We start from the raw sequence: 17,792 nt of genomic DNA, 5'->3' as shown, positions 1-17,792 counted from the left end.
CAGGGCCGACGTGCAGTCCCGTTGCCCGCGAGAAAGGTCGAATTGGAGATTCGATGAACGACGAAGATCCCCGCGGACGTGGCATGAAAAAAGCCGCCGGGGAATCATCGCCAAACGTCGCCGGATTTTCCAGACGCACTCGGCCGGACACCTCGGTGCATGTTGCCCTGATTCACCGCGAGGCGAGATCTTCCCCGAGATCGCGGCGCAACATCGCGTCGCTGTTGAGGTTCCGGGTCCTTCGAGGATAGGCGTCGAGCCCTGCGTCCTCGCCCCGGCTGGGCGGAACATATCCGCGGAACGTCTCAGACGCCCGACCAGCCTGGAGGCGAGCCCGGAACCTGGTCAGGAAATGTTCTGCTCAATCCGCCCGAGCCGATCACTTCGAGAGTCGGGCAGTTGGGATTCATTGCGAGGTCGCGCAAATCTCACTGACCGACCTCGGCCAGGGCCGTCTCTTCCCAGGCTTTGAGGAACTCGAGCGCCTGCTTCGACGAATGCAGATACGCGAATCGGGCGACCTCCCGGCCGACCCCCTTGAGGCGCGCCGTCAGCTTCGGATCGTTGAGCTGTCCGGAGTTATCGAAGGCCCGGTGGACCTCGGCGATGGAGGCCTGGTCGGGGACGACCCACGCGTGCAGGGCGCGATTCACCGAGCGGAGGTCATTCAGGGCATTATTGGCCCCCATCGTGCCCCCGGCGACTCCGATCAATCCGACTACTTTCCCCCGCATCTCGGTCATGCTCAGGAAATCCAGGGCGTTCTTGAGCACGCCGCTGAAACTCCCGTGGTACTCCGGCGTGCCGAGGATGACTCCTTGCGCCTGGGCGACATCCAGGCGCAGGCGATCGACCCCCTCCCGCCCCTCGACGTCATCCTCCTGGCCGCAGAACGGGAGCCGATAGTCTCGCAGGTCGATCATGCGGGCCCGCGCCCCCGCCTCCTCGGCCCCTTTCAGGGCGATAGAGAGGGCCTGCCGCGTGTAGCTGCCGTTCCGGAGGCTCCCGCAAATTCCCACGACGCTGGTGATATTCTCCTCGAGGTCGGTCGGATACGTTGAGATCATCCCGGACTCATCCTTTCCACAGGATCTCTGCAACTTCCCATATCAATAGACTGTACGTTGCGACCGGCCCTGTCGTCCGCTACAATTTTCCAAGTTCTCACTTTGAAAAGTAGGCAGGCCGCCGGACCATGTCAAGCGAACGCCCCGAAAACGCAGGACGCCCCTCGTCGGACCGATTCCTGAGCCTCTTGAAGGCCCGGGGGCCTCGGACGACGGCCGAACTTGGCAAAGCCGCGGGCGTGACCGGCGAGGCGGCGCGCCAGCAACTCGCCCGGCTCGAGCGGGATGGCCTCGTCTCATCGAGCTCAGAAGCGCGCGGGGTCGGGCGCCCGGCGCAGGTCTGGAACCTGACGGACGCGGGGAACGCCCGGTTCCCGGACGCCCACGCCGAGCTCGCCGCCCAACTCCTCCGCACAATCCAGGCCGAGCTTGGCGAGGCGGCCCTCGCCCGCGTACTTGAGGCGCGATCCGCCGAGGCCAAGGCGGCTTACAGAGCCATGCTCGGAGGGGCGAAGGACCTGGGTGAGCGCGTCGCGCGACTGGCCGAGGCCCGTACCCGCGAAGGGTACATGGCCGAGGCGAGGTCGGAGGGGAATGAGCACATCCTGATCGAAAACCACTGCCCCATCTGCGTGGCAGCGACGACCTTCGAGGGCTTCTGCCGATCCGAGCTCGACCTCTTCCGCGACGTGCTGGGGCCTTCGGCCGCCGTCGAGCGGACCGAGCACATCGTCTCCGGCGACCGCCGCTGCGTCTACGAGGTTTCGCAGGTCAAGGCGTCGAGTCGACGAGGCAAGCCCGCTTGAACCGAGATCCGACCGTCAGGAGCCGAGGCCGACGGAGAGGGCCTCCGGCGCAGGGGCCAGGGCATACTCGACGAGAGCCATCGCCTGCTGAAGACGCCTGGGATCGTCCATGCGATCCTCGTCGAATCCCCCCGAGAAGCCGAGCCCGCCGAGCCAGTAGGAGACGAGGCCCGCGAGCATGATCGCCAGGCTCCCCGGATCGACGTCCTGCCGGATGATCCGCCGACCCTTCGCTCGCTCGAGGCGATCCCTGAGCGCCCGCAGCACGCCGACATCCCCCGGCCCGACGCCGCAGCCCTGCTCGAGGCGAGACCAGGCGTCGACCCGCAGGAGGACCGCCTCGCGCCGGAAGAACGCGAAGAGCCTCTCGACCTCGCCGCGGAGATCCTCGGGCTGGCGTTCGTCCGCGTCGACCTCGGCCTCGCGTAGTGCGCTCGCGGCGACGAGCCCATCCTTCACGGACTCGAAGAGGCCCTGCTTGCTCTTGAAGTAGTGATAGATCACCGGTTTGTTGATGCGGGCGGCGTCGGCGATGTCGCGGATGGAGGCGCCCGAGAACCCCCGAGCGGCGAACACCAACGTCGCCGCCTTGAGGATGGCCGCCCGGGTTGTCTCCGAATCCTTCTCGACCGCGGGTCTTTGCTGGGGGAGCGGCCTCATGACGTCGCCTCGGCGTGCTCGCTCCCCGCCAGCACCGGGCGGACGTGGGAGCCGTGCGCGGCCGCGCCGTGGATCGCGCCGTGATGGTGCGTCGAAGCCCCGTTCATGTGGGCTTCGGCGGGGGTCTCATCCTCGTCCTCGCCCTCGTTGCGGTTCCGGCCGAAGAAATCGATGAGCCGCTCGCCGAGGACGTAATAGATCGGGATCACGAACCGGCCGAGGATGGTGCTCACCGCGATCCCGAAGGCGATGACGATCCCCAGGGAGTTCCGGCTATATGCCCCCGCACCGGTGGCCCTGGCCATCGGCAAGACCCCCATGACGAACGCGAACGAGGTCATCAGGATGGGCCTCAGCCGCTCTCGCGACGCCGCCTTCGCCGACTCGACGATCCCCATCCCGTGTTTCTGCCGCATCTCCACGCCGAACTCGACGATGAGGATCGCGTTCTTGGTCTCGAGCCCGATGAGCATGACCAGCCCGATCTGCCCGAAGACGTCCAGCGGCATGTCGTAGAGCCAGAGCCCGATGATGGCGCCGAACATGGCCAGGGGGACCGTCAGGATGATGACCAGCGGCCTGATCCAGCTCTCGTAAAGCGCGGCCATGAACAGGAAGACGCAGACGACCGAGAGGCTGAAGATGAAGACCGCGAGGTTCCCCGTCTTCTGCTCCTGGAAGGTGGTGCCGGTCCACTCGAACCCGAACCCATCTGGCAGCACTTTCGCCGCGACCTCTTCCATGGCCGCGAGCGCCTGCCCCGAGCTATACCCGGGGGCCGCCCCGCCGTTGACCTTCGCGGCGGCATAGAGGTTGTAGTGCGGCACGTCGATCGGCCCCAGCGTGTACTCGACCTTGCCCAGCGAGCTGAGCGGAACCTTCTGCCCTTGCCGGTTCAGGACGAAGAGATCCTGGATGTCCTCGGGTCGTTGTCGGACCTCCCCCTTGGCCTGCATCAAGACCTTCCAGACCTTGCCGTAGAGGTTGAAGTCATTGACATAATACGACCCGAAGTTCGTCTGCAGCGTGGCGAAGACATCGGAGATCGGCACGTCCAGGCGGCGGGCCTTGGTGCGGTCGAGGTCGAACTTGAGCTGGGGGACGCGGGCCGAGAAGGAGGAGAAGACCCCCGCGAGCTCGGGCCGCTTCCTCGCCTCGGCCTGGAACTGGTCGATGACCGCCTGCAAGGCTTGCGGCCCCTTCCCCGAGCGGTCCTGGACCATCATCTCGAAGCCGCCCGTCTGGCTCAGGCCCCGGATCGGCGGGGGCTGGAGGACGATCACGAGGGCGTCCCGGATGTTCGCCGCCATCTTCCCCTGGAGCTGCTGGGCCAGGCCCGCGGCTCTTAGCTCCGGGGTCTTGCGCTTCGACCATTCGACGAGCGGCAGGAAGACGATCCCGCAATTGCTCTGGTTCGTGCCGTTGAGGACATTCATGCCGTCGAGGGTGACGACGTGCTCCACGCCGGGGAGTTCCATGGCGATCTTCTCGACGCGCTTGACGATCCGCGAGGTCTCGTCCCGGCTCGTGCCGTCGGGGGCCTGGATCACCGCGAGCAAGTACCCCTGGTCCTCCGTGGGGATGAACGACTTGGGGCGATCCATGAGCATCCAGGCCGTCAGGCCGAGCAAGGCGGCCGAAGGCGCGACGATCGTCCACCAGTGCTTCGCGGTGAACTCCAGGATCGAGTCATACGAATTCTCGAGCCAACGCATCCCGGCGTTGAACCAGCGGAAGAAGAAGAACCTCGTCTCGCCATGCTTGGCCTTGAGGAAGAGGCGCGACATCGCCGGGCTGAACGTCAACGAGTTGAACGCCGAGAAGACGAACGAGAAGACGATCGTCATGGCGAACTGATTGTAGAGCCGTCCCGTCATCCCGGGGATGAACGCGACCGGCACAAATACCGCCGCCAGCACGAGCGTGATCGTCACGATGGGCGTGGTGATCTCGGCCATCGCCGCCTTCGTGGCCGCGAGGGGCTTCAACCCCCGGTGCAGGTACTTCTCGACGTTCTCGACCACGATGATGGCGTCGTCCACCACCAGGCCGATCGCCAGCACGAGGCCGCAGAGCGTCAGCGAGTTGAGCGAGAACCCGAAGGCCGCCATCAGGGCGAACGTCGCCACGAGCGACACCGGGATCGCCAGCATCGGGATGATCGTGGCCCGCCACCCCTGGAGGAAGATGAACACCACGATCATGACGAGCACGAACGCTTCCACGAGCGTATGCTCGACTTCTTCGATATTTTCTTCCACGTAACGCGTCGTGTCATACGCGATACGATACTCGAGCCCGGGCGGAAAGTTCTTGGCGAGGCGGTCCATCTCCGCCCGGACCTGCTCCACGATCGAGAGTGCGTTGGCGTCGGCGTACTGGTAGACCGGGATCGCGCCGGCGGGCTTGCCGTCGAGGTAGCCGGAGGTCTCGTAGTTCTCGGACGACAGCTCGATGTTCGCCACGTCCTTGAGCCGGACGACCGCGCCGTCGTCCTGGCGCCTGACGATGATCTCCTCGAACTCGGAGACCCGGCTGAGCCGCCCCTTGACGGTGATCGGGAACTCGAAGGCCTGCTTCTGGGGCATCGGCTGGGCCCCGACCTTGCCGGCGGCGGCCTGCAAGTTCTCCTGCTGGACCGCCAGGATCACCTCCGAAGGCGCGATCCGCATCTCGGCCATGCGGTCGGGGTCGAGCCAGACCCGCATGGCGTACTTGCGCCCGAAGACGGTGACGTCGCTGACCCCCTTGATCCGCTTCATCGAGTCGGCGACGTAGATCTGCCCGTAATTATCGAGGAAGTTCGCGTCATAGAGCCCCTTGCCCGAGTTGTCGATGAGGTTGACGACGCAGACGATGTCGGTCGACGTCTTCTTGATCGAGACTCCGTACTGCTTCACCTCGGGGGGGAGCGTGGGCGTGGCCGTCTGGACCTTGTTCTGGATGTCGACGGCGGCGATGTCCTGGGGATAGCCGACGTCGAACGTCGCGACGATGTTCGCCACGCCGTTGCCGGTGCTGTCCGAGGAGAAATAAATCATCCCCTTCGTGCCGTTGAGCTGCTGCTCGATCGGCGTGGTCGCCGTCTCGGCCACGGTCAGCGCGTCGGCCCCCGTGTACGTCGTCGTGATCTGGACCTGCGGCGGCGCGATCTGGGGGTACTGGGCGATCGGCAGCAGGAAGGCGCAGATGCCGCCGACCAGCATCATGAGGAGGGCGATCACGGTCGCGAAGATCGGCCTCTTGATGAAGAAATTCACCATAATTGGATGAGACTCACGTACGGATCACGGGTGGGGGCTGGACACGGCGAAGGGTACGATGACTCGTTCGGGTCGGCTCAGGGCTTGTTCGCGACGTTGGGCTTGCCGGCGGGCTCCGAGGCCGACGGCCCCGGGTCCACGGCCGACCTCGGCCCGCCCGGCTGCACGGCGGGCACCGACTTGGCCTCGGGCTTCGGTTGCGGCGCGGGCTCCGACTCGGTCTTCGCGACCTTCGGCCCGTCGACCTCCCTGGGCAAAACGGCCGGGACCGCCTTCGCGGGGCTGCCCGGCCGGACGAGTTGGAGCCCCTGGACGATGATCGGGACCCCCGCCTCGAGCCCGGAGGAGATGATCCGGAGCCCTTCGTAGGCCTGGGCCGCCTTCACGCGCTGGATGGCGACCTTGCCCTCTTTATCCAAGAGATAGACGACGGGCCCGGCCTCCGTCTCCATCACCGACGACTCGGGCACGACGACGGCGTCCTTCACGCGGTCGGCCTCGATGGTCAGGTTGACGTATTCGCCGGGCAGGAGCGTCCCGTGGGGATTCTCCACCTTCACCTTGACCAGGACGGTCGACGTCGTCGAATTGATCATATTATCAATGAAGAAGCACTCGGCGCGATAGGGGTGCTCGATGTCCCCGTCGGGCCCCGGGCAGGTCAGGGTGCCGTAGAGCCCGTCCTGGACCTGCCGGGTGGCCCTCGCGAGGAATCGCGAGCTGATCTGCACGTCGACGCCCATCGGGTCGAGCTGCTGGATGCTCGCCAGCTCGGTATAGCCGCTGCCGGCGTCGGGGCCGACGAGGTTGCCGACCTTGACCTTGGCCTCGCCGATCCGGCCGTCGATGGGCGCATACATCCGGCAATAGCCGAGGCTGATCTCGGCGTCGCGGACCGCCGCCGCCGCGGCCTCCACCTGGGCTTTGGCGGTCAGCAGGGCCACCTCGTAGTCGGTCCTCGCCTGCTCGAGGTTGGCCCGGTCGGCCTCGACCTGGGCCTCGAGCCGCTGGTGGTTCGACTCGGCCTTGTCCAGGTCCTCGCGAGAGCCGGCGCTCCTGGCCAGCAGGTTGCGACTCCGATGCTCGTCGATCAGGCTCAGCTTTAATTGGGCCTGGTCGAGGGCGAGCTGCGCCGCGGCGACCTCGCGCGACTTCGATTTCTCGGCCTTCTTCAGCGACGCCTCGGCCTCGGTCCGCCTGGCGCGGGCCGACTGGAGCGCCACCTTGTACGACTCGTCGTCGATCACGAAGAGGAGCTGCCCCTTCTTGACGAAGGCCCCCTCCTGGAAGTTCACCTCGGTGAGGAAGCCGCGGACCCGGGCCCGGACGACGACCTCGCGCAACGCCCTCGTCGTGCCGTTGTGCGTGGCCAGGATCGGCACGGTCATCCGCCTGGCGTCGACCACCCCGACCGTCGGCGGTGGTGGCGCCGCCATCGCGGCCGGCTTCTTGCACCCCGACGAAATCAGCAGCGCGAGCGCACCCAGCGCGCAACCAGCCGAGCGGGCCTTCGAGAGGCCGTTCGAGCGACGAATCTGACTCATGCTCCGCAACTCCCGGAAAGCCCGGTCACGCGTCGGCGCGGCCCCGGCGCAGCGGCTCTCAGAGCCGTTTCGCGAGGAGGCCGAGGCGTGGTTTGGCCGGGTACGGACCGCGATCGCCCCGATCGACGCACCCGCCCTAGGAGAGGCCGGCGCGCCCCGGTAGAATCGGCTCCCGTCCCTTATGAAAGATCGAGACCTGGCCTTAAGTCAACGGCCGTTGACATAACCGTAAGGCGATTGCCTTCCGAAGTCAACCCGCGTTTACTTGACTGCTTTCGGGTGAAGGAGGAGAGCCTTGCCGCCTGCCGAGAGGGGAACGAGCCGTCGGCGCGATTCTGCGATGACCCGCGCGGCGATCCTCGAGGCGGCCACGCGACGCTTCGCCTGCCAGGGGTACGAGCACTCGGGGCTCCGCGAGATCGCCGCCGACGCGGGGGTGACGGCCGCGCTCGTGAACCGCTATTTCGGCTCGAAGGAAGGCCTCTTCGCCGAGGTGATCGAGCAGGCATTCAACATCCGCTACCTCATCGAGGGGGACCGGGCGACCCTGGCCGAGCGCCTGGCGCGGGTGATGGTCTACGGCCGCGAGGACACCATAGAGCGGGACCGGATCCCGCTCCTGCTCATGCTCCGCTCGGCGACGGAGCCGCAGGCGGCCGAGATGATCCGGACGAGCCTCGACCGCAACAACCTTCGGCAGCTCGCCGAATGCCTGGAAGGCCCCGACGCCGAGATCCGCGCGACGATGATCATCGCCCAGCTCACCGGTTTCGCGATCATGTACCAGATGCTCCGCACCCGGGCCCTCGCCGAGGCCGAGCAGGAGCGGCTCGTCGTCATCCTTGCCAGGAGCCTCGAGATCTACATCAATCAGTGACCACTTCTATCACGCATTCAATCCTTTGAACGACAAGGGCCATCCCAGACGGGATGGCCCTGGCAATCCGCAAGGCTTTCGGATATCCTTGCGTAACCACTGCCGAACGCACGATTTAGCGTACCTGCCCGCGTGGGGCAGAGCGGCCCGAACCTCGACGCCAAAACGGTAAATACCGTTTTGCGCGATCTAGAAGGGACTCGCTCATGCCCAGACTCACCAAGAAACTCCCCTCCTATCGACTCCACCGGGCCAGCGGCCAGGCGGTCGTAACCCTGGCAGGCAGGGATCACTACCTCGGGCCCCATGGGACCGCGGCCAGCAAGGCCGAGTATGACCGGGTGCTCGCCGAGTATCTCTCCAATGGGCGGCGGGACGCGGCCCGGGAGGCGAGCGTCTCGGTCGGCGAATTGCTCCTCGCTTACCTCCGCTATGCCGAAGGCCACTTCACGCGGGACGGCAAGCCGACGCGGCATGTGGATAACATCAAGGACGCGATCCGACCTCTGCGGAAGTTGTACTCGCACACGCCGGCCGAGGACTTCGACGCCGCTGCCTTGAAGTCGGTGCGAAAGGCCATGATTGATGCGGGCCTCTCGCGCAACACCGCCAATGCGAGAATCAAGAAGATCAAGACCCTGTTCAGTTGGGCCGCGGAGGAGCGACTGGTGTCCGCGACCGTGCTGCACGAGATCCGCTCCGTGAGGTCTCTCCAGCGGGGACGCGACGGGGTCCGGGAGACCGCGCCCGTTCGGCCGGTACCGACCGAGCACGTGCAGGCGGTGCTCCGTTTCGTGTCTCCGCCCGTCGCTGCGATGATTCAGGTACAGGCCTTGACTGGCATGCGGCCAGGCGAAGTCATGGCCATGCGTGCCGGGGATATCGCCCGAGACGGCGAGGTTTGGCTCTATCGCCCGAGGCGCCACAAGACGGATTACCTGGGCCAAGGGAGGGTCGTTTTCCTTGGCCCTAAAGCTCAAGAGATCCTCGTCCCATGGATCGTCGAGGATCCGGACGCCTACTTGTTCAGTCCGAAGAGATATGCCGAGGCCCGCAGGCGGGCGAGTGGGAGGGGGGCGATTTCCAGACCGAGGGCTGTAAAGCGATCTTTCCGTGAACGCTATCAGAAGAACTCGTACGCCAATGCCATCACTTTGGCATGCCAGAAGGCTGGGATCCCGGCTTGGGGCCCTAACCGGCTGAGGCACTCGGCCGCGACCTCGATCCGCCAGCGGTTCGGCCTCGAGGCGGCCCAATCGGTTCTCGGCCACATGGACGTGAAGACGACGCAAATCTACGCGGAACGGCACCTCGAGCGAGCTCGCGACATCATGGGAGAAATAGGCTGAGCTTGTGTGCGCCGGCGCACGCGTGTACCTTATACGAATAGGTTGTCCCCACTGATTCGAAGCGGTGGGGACTGAAATGGCCCGGTCGAGATGAAGTCCCTATCCTTCAACTCGGCCGGGCTGGCCTGCAGATAGGGAACACTCCATGCCTGCACCATCCCCGACCGGCCGGGTCGCCGCATATCTTTCGACGTGGGAAGAATGCTCACGCAAAATCGATGAGAAACGCCAACGACGGCGTGACCTGTGGAAAGCTCCCGAGTCGCTTCCTTACCCGAAGCTCCCGGGCCGTGTACGCCGCAGGTTAGACCGGCGTTTCTTCCCGACTTTGAATCTCGACTCGTTTGATACAGTCTGCGACCTCCCATCCCTGTGGCGATACCTCGATCACTCGATCCCGCGGTTGAGGCTCATCGCGGAGCTTGTGAGGGGTGCGGGAGGAATCCACGATGTAGATCCGCGAGCCTTTTACCACCTTCTCAAGAAATGTCATCACAAGCTGATCAAGCTGCGACACTTCGAATCCCTGCCCGTCATAGATGCTGGCCTGAGAGAGGACGACGCTGAAGCCTTTCTCGACGAATTGAAGTTCGCCATCGAGCGGGCCGACAAGCTGCCCATTGATCGAACGTGCACAGCCTCCGGCCAGGGGCAGGTTAGGGCCGCGAAGCCGCTGCCGAAGGATCCAATGATACGTTCAACACTCATTGACGAAACGCAGGAATACTTGGATCACTATATACCACTGCTCATGGAACTCGAGTCGCTTTGGGACATCCTTCCCGACGGCGATGATGCTCCCTTCGACCCTTCTCGCGTTAGCTTCAGGGACAATGTGCGATATGCACGCCTCTCTGCCCGGTTCATGGCAGGGCCCCCGCCCTGCCATCTGCTTTACGACTACATCGACATCCCCCCTGAGAGCGAGTGGGGGATGCCGAAGCAGGACGCGGCACTCGATGGGACGAAGGAATTCTCGAAATGCCGAAGTCACCCGGGGCTCAACTCGACCGTCGAGCAGGTCCTCCGGGTTCAGGAGCTTCATAGGCGCTTGAGCCTTTCGCCGTCGGAAGAGCCCGAGAAACGGGTCGATGCAGAGGTGTTCCGCGACGAAGAGACGGAATCGCGGGACAAATACATCTATGAAAACTGCTGCAACGGGACGGCCTATCAGAAGATCATCAACGCCGTGAAGAGGCAGAGCGGCTGGCAAAGCATCGACTCCGTCCAAGGGATCAGGGATGCCGCCAAGCGATATGCGGAGCGGCATAATCTCGCACCACCGCCTCCGCGACAAAAGGGCAGGCCTCCCGGAAATAGCAAGGCGAAGTGATGCTGACTTTGCTTTAATTCCCTTCATTTTTCACTTCTGGACACTTGCATAAACTCCATGTCAGAGGGCGTCCAACGTCGCCTATCGCCGACAGGAGTTTTTAAATGCACACTCATCGGTCGAACCCGCCAGATGCGGATCGTCTCCTTTCGCTCGCGGAGGTCGCCCGCAAGCTCGGCGTCTCCCCCGTGAGCATCTTTCGCTGGGGCAAAAGCGGCCTGAAACAAGGGCCAGGCCGCATCACCCTACGGCTGACGCGAGTTGGCGGCCGATGGCGGGTCGCTCAAAGCGACCTCGAAGCATTCCTCACAAGGTTGAACTCGGACACTGATGAGGCGAGCCCCCCTCGGGCGAGACGAGCCGACGCGCATGTCGATCGTGAACTTGACCGTCTTCTCGGGCCTGTATGAGCTCAGCCCCTGTCTGTTCCCCTCTCGAGAGTTGCCCCGATGGCGCACCCTTCACACGAACCTGGACTGCTGCAATCCGATCTCAAGGCTGCCTTGAGGGCGATCGTTAGGGGACTTTGGCCCATACAGCCTGCCCCCATTGCGGCCGAGAGTATGGCTGGGGGAGCACCTCGGGAAGGATTGCTTTCGCCACCTGTTGCCAACCTCGAGCTGACCGAGGCCCTATACCTCGCGGTCCGTCGAGGTCAATCTGAGAGGGCCCGGCGCTTGGCCGCGGCCCTCCAGAGGCGAGGGTTTACCGTTCGCCCCGCGTTGATGAGCGGAGGCGCCCGTGGGTTTTGAGCAGCGGAACGGCCACTATCCTGCTGACCCGAACGGCCATTTCGCCTCGATCGCAAGGCTGAACCCCTCGACGCGCGGTGATGTTGAATCGTTGATCAACGTCCCCGCAGAAGCAGGAGTTTTGGCAGCCCTCCTCAGAGATCCGGAGCGATGGCCCGAGGTCTCTGCCATCGTTTCATCTGGCGACTTCTTCAGGCCGGATCATGCGGTCATCTTCCGGCTAATGGCGGATCTCGCGAAGCACGGTAGGCCCATAGACATCGTCGCTGTGGCGGACGCGTGGGTCGACCTGGGATGCGGCGCGAAGGATGCGACGGATCGCCTGGCCGAGATCTTGGATTCGATCGCGCATTGCGAGAACACCGTCTATCACGCGACGATCGTCGCCGAAAAGAGCCGAAAACGCGAGGCAGCCGAGCTCGCCGAGGAAGCGTCTCGAGCCCTCCTCGCCGGTCACTCGAGCGTCGCCGACATACTCGATGTCACGCTCGACAAGCTGAAGAGGCTTCGCGATCGCACGCTCGGGACCGTGCAGGACCGTTCCGCATTCGCCGTTGATTTCGTCGATTCCAAAACGTTCTTTGACCGGGCCTATCCGGTCGACTGGCTCATCAGCAACCTGCTAGTCCGAGGCGAACCGGCTGCCATCGGCGGCCCTATGAAAACGCTGAAGACATCGATATTGATCGATGCAATGGTCAGCCTCAGCACCGCGACCCAATTCCTGGGATGGTTCCCCGTGCCGAAGCCGATCAGGTGCGGGTTGATTTCGGGCGAGTCGGGTCGGAGATCGATCCAACGAAGCGCGCTCGAAATTTGCCGGGCACGCGGGATCTCGCCAAGCGAGGCGGACCTCCTATGGGGATTCAACCTGCCCCGCCTGAACGATCCTTCACACCTGCAAATCTTGCGTAAGACGATCGTCGACAACGGCCTGGAAGTGCTCGGATTGGACCCTCTGTATTTAATGCTGATATCTGATAAGACCGACGCTGCTAATATGTTTGACATGGGTGCGATGTTTAAAGATGTGACGGATCTTTGCTTGGGCGAAGGTTGCACGCCGCTATTGGCTCACCATTTTGTCAAATCACGCGTTGATCCGTTTGCACCACCTGAACTGAATGAGTTTGCATATGCAGGGTTGAGCCAATTTTTGAGGCAATGGTTACTACTCTCGCCGCGCGAGGCCTATGAGCCCGAGCGAGGGCTGTTTCGGCTGCATTTCCGGTACGGCGGCTCGGCGGGACACAGCGGGGAACTAGCCATTGACATCGAGGTCGGAAAATTGACGAGCGAGGATGACACCCGCAAATGGCAGGTTTCCGTCTCCTCCCCAAGCCAGCAACGCGACGCCCAGGCCGAGGCCCGCGAGGAAGCCGCGAGACTGCGTGAAGTTGAGAAGGAAGAACGAAAACGAGAGAAGGCCGAGCGTTCGATGGCCGAGTGGACCGGCGAGGCCATCAAACTCCTCGAGGCGGCCCCGAATCGAGCGGCCACCGTCAAAACCATCCGGGAAGAGCTCGGATGGAAGCTCGACCGGGCCAATCCCGTGATCGGCCACATGAAGCGACTGGGCCTGATCGTCCCCGTCCAGGTCGCGACCCCTATGAACGGCGGCCGCTTCCAGAATTACCCAGGCTATCAACTGGTCGAGGATCATGAGCTGCTGCTTTGACATTTGTTGTGGTACCGGGTCCGCATGGGTCCGGTCGGGTCCGAAAGCCTGGGTCCACACGGGAGTACCCGACCGGATTCGGGGCTCGGGGGCTCGGGTCCAGAGGCCCCCCCACTACGTGGGGGGCCTGGTACCCGAGTCCCGGGACCCGAGCGGGTACAGGGCCGAGGTTATGCCGGACCCAAGGTTGGGTCCGGGAATCAAGAATTGGACCCAACCTAAGCATGCGTGCAACCCGAGAGGAGGTTTCCGTGCAGCAGCGCATAAGCAATCCCCGGAGGCTTCGAGATCTAGCCCAAGGCGCCGAGCCGCCGCCTCGCGAACTCCTCGAGGCAGTAGCCCTGGCGCCTCGACGGCTGGCGCACCTTCGTGGGGCGAAGCCACACAAAGGCCACATGCTGTCCGCGCTCGCCTCGCGATGCTCGGCTCAGCAGGCCGCCGCGGCGATCGCGAGCGAATCCAGGTTCTGCGAGCAGTATGCGATCCCGAGTGGTTCATACGTGAGGCCGGCCGCAAATATGAGGACGTTCTCTGGCCTCGAATCGATCAGCTCGAGACTGGAGAGCCCCTATGAATCGGGGTCGGCCGGGCTGGCAGACGTTGGCAGGACCTAGGAGCCGAAGCCCTCGACCGGGCGACGGCATCGTCACCCGAATCGACGGGATGCTGCGCGGAGGGTCAGTCAAGGAGGTCCTGGAAGTGTTCGAAGGACGCTTCATCATCGCCGCCGATATACCCCTCGGCATCCCCGGGTCGACCGTGATTCGGAGATTGATCGAGTCGATCGATGAGCCGGTGGAAGGCATGTGGTCATTCCGCCCCGAGAATCCGCAATCCGAGGAGCTTTCCGGTGTCAAAGACCAAACCCAATCCGAAGGCGCCGCGAGGCCCCGTCGCACCGAAGCCACCCAAGCCCGCTAACCCGAGCGTGCCGAGGCCCCTGCCCGCCGCCGGATGAAGTTGAACCCATGACGCCCGGGATCGGCCGGGAAGATCTCAATCCAACAGCGACTCACGACTCGAAGGGATAAACGATGAGTATTGCCCAACACATGCCGGACATCGGGGACATGGTCCAAACGAGCATCGCCGGCCAACCGGCCTCCGCGATGGTCCTCTCGGTCTCCCCCGATGGCAAGACGGTCGAGGCCAACGTCTACAAGCCGGGCGGGTCCATCGCCCAGCGCACGCTCACCCGCACGGCCGGGTCGCCCGGACCGGGTGAATGGAACTGGAGAGGGGGTCAGGCCGTCCCCCTGACTGGAGGCTGGGGCCCTTCGACTCCTCAGTCGACCACCTCGCCATCGGTCCAGGCCCCGATCGTGAACCTAGGCGCCAGTGGCGGCAATCGCGGCGTCGAGCTCTTCGACAGGGTCTTGGTCACCGACCTTGACGGCAAGCAGGCGGCCGTGATGGTCAACGGCCTGTCTCAGCCCGGTCACCCGACCAGCGACGTGCTGTTGGCCCACCAGGCAGGCTTGCGATGGAGCTTCTCGCGGCCGATGCCGTTCAGCGCCTCGCCCCGGCCCGGTCACTGGTCCTGGCCCGAGGGCCAGCCGCCCGCGACTCAGTTGCAGGCCTCGCCCGCCCTCGCTGGCGCGACACCCGAAGCGAGGATCCCGAAGAAAGGCGACCGGATCCGGGTCGTCGACAACGGCCAGCTCCTCGGCGCCACGATCGGCTATGTGTTCCACGATTCGTCCCCGACGTCGGAAGTGTATGCCGCGGTCGACTCTCGCTTCGGCGAACCCGAGAAGCGGTTCCACTACGCCGACCACCCGGCTGAGGGGCGCTGGAACTGGTAACCCAACCTCATCCCATCCGAGGGGCGGCAACCCCGCCCCGTTTCCTCAGGACTGACATCGTGGAACAGCGAATCCCCCAGGTCGGCGAGCCGGTGGTCATTGAAGACGAGTATTGCCACTCCGGCGTGACCGTCATCGTCGGGGTCTTGAAGCCCGACAAGCCCGATTCCCCTGTCATCGTCCGGCCTTATCCCGGAGTTCTGCGAGACTTCTCCAAGCCCATGCCATTCAGCCCGTACCCCCGCCGGAATCATTGGTCCTGGCCCGTCGACGGCCAGAAGTACGACGAACCCGACCGAAGCATGAAGGTCGAGCTTACACCGCCGAGGCGATAACCCCACCCCAGCAGAGTGGACATACGATTGAACTAGCACCTAAGAGCAAGGGCCTAACGAATGGCAGCCAAATCGAAGGATAAAGCCGACTCGATCGAGCAGACTGAGGATGATCTCCTAGAAACTGCGAAGCAGTTGCACGCCCGGGCGCAGGCCATGTTGAATTGGCCGCTCGAGCGTACCACGGTAGCGGTGGGTCAAGCTGGGCTGTCGATCGTGATCGAGCCGACCGGCTGGGATAAGACAACAGCCATCGAGTTAATCCGGGCTGCCACGGACCTCGAGCAACTGGTCTTCAGCGGGGCGCTCCAACCGAAGCCGGAGCGGAAGTCGGACACTCGAGCAACGAAGGCCGCAGCGCCTAAGCGATCGAGAACGAAGAGCTCACCCTAGGCAATCCCGGCCGCGTTGCCGGGGTCGCCGCCTTCGTCATCGGCCAGCTTTCCGGGTGGCGAAGGCGACATCTTCAGCATTTTGGCGCGCATGGACGCGCGATGGGCCTCGATCCGGGCCATGGCGACTGCCTGGACGCCATTCGTCGGCAACCTCGGGCCGGCGTCGGCCTGGGTCCCAGCCGACTGCTCCTGCTCACGACGAGAGAAATGAAAGACCGAATCCTCCAGATCCCTGGCCGTCTTGAGCATGAACGCGGCGTCGCGCCTGCGCCACCCCGCAGGTTCGATGGTTTTATGCACGGCGATCACCCGGCCATCCGGCCCGAGCTCCTCGCGGACGTCGGTCGTCGTGTAGAGGGGCGACTTGAGGATTTGGAGGGCATCGATCTTGAGCTGGATCGCCGCGGCGAGGGCAACGTCCTCGGCCTCGAGTTCCTCCCGCCGCCGCTTGGCCGCGTAGGACTCGATCGCCTTCACCTCGCCCCGGACCTTGGCCCTGGCGAGATGCTGGTCGTAGGCCGTGGCTCGTTCGGCCCAGTTGTAATCCTTGGCCCACTTGCGAATCTGGCCGGAGGCGCCTGGTTTCGGATTCTCCGCGCCTTTCCGCGGCCCTTCCGCAGCCTTTCCGCGCCTCTTCCGCGCCCCTTCGGGCGACGGCATCTCCGCAAGCTTGCGGGAGGCAAGGTTTACCGTCCGATCCGGACCGAGATCGCGATACACCAAGAACGCGCGGTAGGCGGAGGCCGACTCGTCGGGCATCTGCTCCCAAGGCTGTCGTTCGGAGTGAGCGTCCATCTGAGTAAGTATATGTTGCCGAGAGCCTTGTGGCGAGGGTTCATCCACCGGCCAATCCGCCGATCAGGCCGGATGGCGGTAGCGTGCGAGTTTGAGCGACCATATGGTCCGCTCCCTGGTCTTCGAGACGCGAGTCTTCTCGAGAGCACCGCAACGGATCAGCATGGCGAGGGCCCTCAGGATCGCCCATCGCCTGCGGCGGGCCGGAGTGCCCTCGGGCAGTGCCGAGCATCGAAAATGATCGACGGTGAAATCGGAGGTCAGGCTCGAGGTGAGCGGCTTGGGGTTGGCGAGTTCGGCCGGGTCGTAAGTGATGTTCTGGCACACGGCGACGAGGTACAGGTCGGAATAGACCTCGAGATCGAACGAGGTCAGCCCCGCGGTCCCTCGGATCACGTCCGGGAAGTTCAGGTCCTGAGGCAGCTTCCCCAGCTTCAGGTCGCGGCGGACCACGCCGAAATGGCCACACTTTCGGCACGCCTTGACGCGGCCGACCTCGGGCCGATCCGACGGGATCGAGCGAGCACGGGATACCGGAAAGCCTTCACCGCATCGCGGGCACTTCATACGACTGCTCCTCGGGCTTGGGACGGATTCCACCTATCTTCGTCGGGATCGACGCTAGGACTTTCGTCGCCCCTGACCCGGGCCCGTGGTGACGCAACGGTCGTAGCGATCCGTCCCAATATTCGGCGGGACCAGTGGAGTGACCCGCTCGAATGAAGCCGGGCTCAAGGCACTGACCGCCTCGATCCGAGTCTGCGTCATCTCTCACAAGAAAGGGTTTGCCGAAATGCTGATTCATTACAGCGAATTGACCCCCGAACAGCGGGCGACCGTCGACCGTTGGGATGCCGCCGGCCGTCCCAGCCCGAGCCTCCTCGTGCTGCGTCGGACGAAGGACCGAGTCCGGCTCCTCCGTAAGCACAGGTTTACAGAGAAAGGCATTCGCGACGACATCGCTGAGACGTTCGCCGAGATCGTCGGCGACGATCGGAAAGCGAGGGATTACCTGCTCCCCCTGGTGGAGCAGGCCATCGCCGAGGTCCTCGCGGAACCCGCCGACATGCCGGACCCGATCACGAGCGACGCGATCAAGGCCATTGCCGCAAAGGAGACCGAATTATGACTTG

Annotated in this window: 15 protein-coding genes; 9 read left to right on the top strand and 6 right to left on the bottom strand. The window is 64.2% G+C overall.

Annotated features, from left to right (window positions below; translation table 11 throughout):
• Window positions 1–428 precede the first annotated feature (428 nt).
• Window positions 429–1,067, bottom strand: coding sequence for an NADPH-dependent FMN reductase (locus ACOYYX_RS02590; protein WP_422928374.1), 639 nt, complete (start codon window positions 1,065–1,067; stop codon window positions 429–431).
• Window positions 1,068–1,195: 128 nt separating this feature from the next.
• Between ACOYYX_RS02590 and ACOYYX_RS02585 the strand changes: the two genes are divergently transcribed.
• Window positions 1,196–1,873, top strand: coding sequence for a helix-turn-helix transcriptional regulator (locus ACOYYX_RS02585; RefSeq protein WP_422928373.1), 678 nt, complete (start codon window positions 1,196–1,198; stop codon window positions 1,871–1,873).
• A 15-nt stretch (window positions 1,874–1,888) separates the two neighbouring features.
• Here ACOYYX_RS02585 and ACOYYX_RS02580 read toward each other — a convergent pair whose 3' ends face one another.
• The 3 genes from ACOYYX_RS02580 to ACOYYX_RS02570 form a co-directional block, all read right to left on the bottom strand.
• On the bottom strand, window positions 1,889–2,533 hold the full coding sequence (locus ACOYYX_RS02580; RefSeq protein ID WP_422928372.1) for a TetR/AcrR family transcriptional regulator: 645 nt from the start codon (window positions 2,531–2,533) through the stop codon (window positions 1,889–1,891).
• Entirely contained in the window at window positions 2,530–5,796 is a 3,267-nt protein-coding gene (locus ACOYYX_RS02575; protein WP_422928371.1) for an efflux RND transporter permease subunit, read from the bottom strand. The genes ACOYYX_RS02580 and ACOYYX_RS02575 overlap by 4 nt, the downstream gene beginning before the upstream one ends.
• Window positions 5,797–5,873: 77 nt before the next feature.
• Entirely contained in the window at window positions 5,874–7,340 is a 1,467-nt protein-coding gene (locus tag ACOYYX_RS02570) for an efflux RND transporter periplasmic adaptor subunit (protein ID WP_422928370.1), read from the bottom strand.
• Between the two features lie 340 nt (window positions 7,341–7,680).
• Between ACOYYX_RS02570 and ACOYYX_RS02565 the strand changes: the two genes are divergently transcribed.
• The 7 genes from ACOYYX_RS02565 (at window position 7,681) to ACOYYX_RS02535 (ending at window position 15,469) form a co-directional block, all read left to right on the top strand.
• Window positions 7,681–8,217, top strand: a complete 537-nt coding sequence (locus ACOYYX_RS02565) for a TetR family transcriptional regulator (RefSeq protein ID WP_422928369.1) — start codon at window positions 7,681–7,683, stop codon at window positions 8,215–8,217.
• A 206-nt stretch (window positions 8,218–8,423) separates the two neighbouring features.
• The gene (locus tag ACOYYX_RS02560) at window positions 8,424–9,566 is read left to right on the top strand and encodes a tyrosine-type recombinase/integrase (protein WP_422928368.1); all 1,143 of its coding nucleotides are present in this window, start codon (window positions 8,424–8,426) and stop codon (window positions 9,564–9,566) included.
• Window positions 9,567–9,711: 145 nt separating this feature from the next.
• Window positions 9,712–10,899 carry a hypothetical protein gene (locus tag ACOYYX_RS02555; RefSeq protein ID WP_422928367.1) on the top strand — a complete coding sequence of 396 codons (1,188 nt, stop codon included), beginning with the start codon at window positions 9,712–9,714 and terminating at the stop codon, window positions 10,897–10,899.
• 104 nt (window positions 10,900–11,003) lie between these two features.
• Window positions 11,004–11,309: a helix-turn-helix domain-containing protein gene (locus ACOYYX_RS02550; protein WP_422928366.1), complete on the top strand. Its 306-nt coding sequence runs from the start codon at window positions 11,004–11,006 to the stop codon at window positions 11,307–11,309.
• Window positions 11,310–11,640: 331 nt separating this feature from the next.
• A complete protein-coding gene (locus ACOYYX_RS02545; RefSeq protein WP_422928365.1) occupies window positions 11,641–13,329 on the top strand; it encodes a DnaB-like helicase N-terminal domain-containing protein in 1,689 nt (562 codons plus the stop codon).
• A 1,034-nt stretch (window positions 13,330–14,363) separates the two neighbouring features.
• Window positions 14,364–15,134 carry a hypothetical protein gene (locus ACOYYX_RS02540; protein ID WP_422928364.1) on the top strand — a complete coding sequence of 257 codons (771 nt, stop codon included), beginning with the start codon at window positions 14,364–14,366 and terminating at the stop codon, window positions 15,132–15,134.
• Window positions 15,135–15,193: 59 nt separating this feature from the next.
• Window positions 15,194–15,469: a hypothetical protein gene (locus ACOYYX_RS02535; RefSeq protein ID WP_422928363.1), complete on the top strand. Its 276-nt coding sequence runs from the start codon at window positions 15,194–15,196 to the stop codon at window positions 15,467–15,469.
• Window positions 15,470–15,858: 389 nt separating this feature from the next.
• Here ACOYYX_RS02535 and ACOYYX_RS02530 read toward each other — a convergent pair whose 3' ends face one another.
• Window positions 15,859–16,623: a hypothetical protein gene (locus ACOYYX_RS02530; RefSeq protein ID WP_422928362.1), complete on the bottom strand. Its 765-nt coding sequence runs from the start codon at window positions 16,621–16,623 to the stop codon at window positions 15,859–15,861.
• Between the two features lie 99 nt (window positions 16,624–16,722).
• Window positions 16,723–17,226 (bottom strand): hypothetical protein, encoded by a 504-nt coding sequence (locus ACOYYX_RS02525; RefSeq protein ID WP_422928361.1) that lies wholly within the window; start codon window positions 17,224–17,226, stop codon window positions 16,723–16,725.
• A gap of 139 nt (window positions 17,227–17,365) precedes the next feature.
• On the opposite strand from ACOYYX_RS02525, the gene ACOYYX_RS02520 reads away from it, so the two are divergent.
• Window positions 17,366–17,788, top strand: coding sequence for a hypothetical protein (locus ACOYYX_RS02520; protein ID WP_422928360.1), 423 nt, complete (start codon window positions 17,366–17,368; stop codon window positions 17,786–17,788).
• Window positions 17,789–17,792 lie beyond the last annotated feature (4 nt).

The organism is Singulisphaera chitinilytica (genome assembly GCF_049331405.1).
GTDB lineage: Bacteria > Planctomycetota > Planctomycetia > Isosphaerales > Isosphaeraceae > PoT.
Note: the sequence above shows the minus strand (reverse complement) of the source record. Positions and strands in the feature narration are given on the sequence as shown.